Origin of the sequence: Streptomyces torulosus, assembly GCF_001419765.1 — a bacterium.
GTDB classification, from domain to species: Bacteria; Actinomycetota; Actinomycetes; order Streptomycetales; family Streptomycetaceae; genus Streptomyces; species Streptomyces torulosus.
Window position 1 is genome coordinate 1 of sequence record NZ_LIRK01000642.1, and the last position, 2583, is coordinate 2583.

2 protein-coding genes are annotated in these 2583 nt (G+C 75.4%); both read right to left on the reverse strand.

Going from position 1 to position 2583, the window contains the following annotated elements; all coding sequences use genetic code 11:
* A partial coding sequence (locus AOK23_RS36250; RefSeq protein WP_157878252.1) for a serine/threonine-protein kinase occupies positions 1 to 820 on the reverse strand: 820 nt, incomplete at its 3' end.
* Positions 821 to 1046: 226 nt separating this feature from the next.
* On the reverse strand, positions 1047 to 1931 hold the full coding sequence (locus AOK23_RS36255) for a hypothetical protein (protein WP_338056554.1): 885 nt from the start codon (positions 1929 to 1931) through the stop codon (positions 1047 to 1049).
* Positions 1932 to 2583 lie beyond the last annotated feature (652 nt).

Below are 2583 nucleotides of genomic sequence, written 5' to 3' on the forward strand. Positions count from 1 at the left end.
GGAACGCGCGCAGCAGCCGCTCCGCCTCCGCCGCGCCGAGCCGCTGGTCGGGGTCGCGCTCCAGCAGTCCGCGGATGACGGGAAGCAGCGGGGCGGCCTGGGCCGGTGGCCGGATCTCGTCGAAGACGACGGCGTGCAGGATGCCGCCCAACGAGTCGCGGCGGAACGGCGATTCCCCGCTGAGCACGGTGCACAGCAGCGCGCCCAGCGACCACAGGTCGGATTCCGGCCCGGTGCGGACCCCGGACATCCGTTCCGGCGCGGTGTACTCGGGCGAGCCGACGAAGGACCCGTTCTCGGTGAGCGTCGTGGCGCCCGCGACCTGGGCGATGCCGAAGTCGGTGAGGACGACCCGGTCGGTGCCCTTCTCCAGCAGGACGTTCGCGGGTTTGAGGTCGCGGTGCAGGACACCCGCGTCGTGCGCCCGCCGCAGCGCGGCCAGCAGGGCGAGCCCGATCCGGGCCGCCTCCCGCGCGTCGACCGGCCCGTCGGCCGCGACCCGCTCCGCGAGCGAGCCGCCGTCGATGAACTCCATGACGATGTACGGGCGTTCGTCCTGCTCGACGACGTCGTGGACGACGATGATGTGCGGGTGGCCGAGCCGGGCCACCGCCCGGGCCTCCCGCAGGGTGCGTTCACGCAGCTGCCGGGACGTCTCCTCCGGGAGCGAGGGGTCGAGGGCCAGCTCCTTGACCGCGACACGCCGGCCGAGGAGTTCGTCGGTGGCACGCCACACGATGCCCATACCGCCGCGGCCGACCCTGGCCTCCAGCCGGTACCGGCCCGCTATGACGCGGACGTTCTCCCCCTCGGTCCCCATGCGCCCCATCATGCCGCACCGGACCGAAACCCTCCGGTGCCGCGGGACAGGGCTGGCCGACAAGCGACGTACGCGCGCCGCGCGAGCGCCGCGTACGCGCCACGCGGCCGCCCCGGCCCCGAGGCGGGCCGACGCCCTCTTCACTCACGTTCGCCATCGCGCCTGAGGGGCCGCCCCCTTGGCCCTACGGGACCACCGAGGTCGGCCTGAGCCGACGTCCCTCGGGTCACTTGCGTGCCTCACGCCAGCTGCGCAGCACCGTGTCGAACTGTTGGCGCGCGGTGTCCCAGTCGGCGGCGGGCGAGGACATGTAGATCGTGTACTCGACGCCGTCGCGGGCGAGATACGTCTGCTCGATCGCCCGGCGCGGGCCGGGGAAGTCGGTGTCCTGGGCCGCGTTCCAGGTGAAGTCCCAGAGCGCGCCCGGACGGTCGCGGTAGAGGTTCTTCTCCAGGCCCACCCGCCGGTACGCGGGGAGCCGGTCCTTCACCTGTTCCTCCAGGTCGAGCTGGTGGTGGTACGGGCTGTCGAAGTCCGGGGAGTCGTCGACGGCCACCCGGAGGAAGTGCTCGCCGCCGTCCGGTGTGTAGTCGATCTGCACGCCCTCCACCTGGCGCTTCCACCCCTTGGGCAGGGCGAGACTGAACCCCTCCGGGTCCTCCACGCGAACCCATCCCTCGGGGACACCGTCCGTCGCCGGTTGGCCCTGGCCCGTGGTCGTACCGCCGGTCCCGGCCGTCGTACCGGCCGTGGCCGAGGTGTTCTCCGTCCGCCACTCGTCCGCGTAGTGCATCGCGACGGCGCCACCGCCGCCGATGAGCGCGGCCAGCAGGGCGACGAGCGCGACGGTACGGCCGCGTCCGCGCCGCGTGGCGCCACCGGGCGCGGGGGCGTGGCCGGGGGCGTGACCGGCCATCTGGGCGCCGGGAGGGAAGCCGGTCGCGGGCGTGGCGGAGTGCACGAAGCCGCCGGGCGGCACGGCACCCCCACCGGGACGCCCCGCCCCGTACGCCTCGCCACCGGGATTCCCGCCGGGCCCGCCGCCGTGGGGCCCGTGGGGCCCGCCGTACGCAGGGGCGGAGTGGGCGCCACTGGCATCCCCCTCGCGCACCCCATAGGGACCGGCACCTTCTCCCGAACCCCCATGCGCCCCGCGAACGCCGCCTCCGGATCCCCCATCGGCTCCGCGAGAGCCACTGGCGGCCCAACCGTCCGCCCCATGCGAACCACTGCCGGACCAGCGGTCCGCCCCACGCGAACCGCCCGCGGCCCGACCATCAGCCCCGTGCGAACCACTGCCGGCCCAACCATCAGCCCCACGCGAACCGCTGCCGGACCAGCGGTCCGCCCCACGCGAACCGCCCGCGGCCCGACCATCAGCCCCGTGCGAACCACTGCCGGCCCAGCCGTCCGCCCCGCGAGAGCCGCTCGCGGACCCGGAGTCCGTGTCAGGCGCTCCGTCCGCCTCGCTCACCGCGTCCCGGCCACGCCGACCGGAATCCGTACCGGCCGCCCCACGGACGGACGGCCGGTGCTCGCTCTCCGTCGCGGGCGCCGCCGCCGCGCACCTCGCCCCGGAACCGCACCAACCGCACGCCGCATCCACCGCCCCGGCGCCGTACGGCCCGCCCGTCGCCCCTGCCCCGGCACCGCGAGGCAGCGGGCGGTGCCCGCAATCCGTCGGACCGGGAATCGCCGGACGTCACCGGAGACCGCTGGGTCGCGCTGCTGAGCCAGACCCGTCCGCCCCTCGCCGAGGGGCG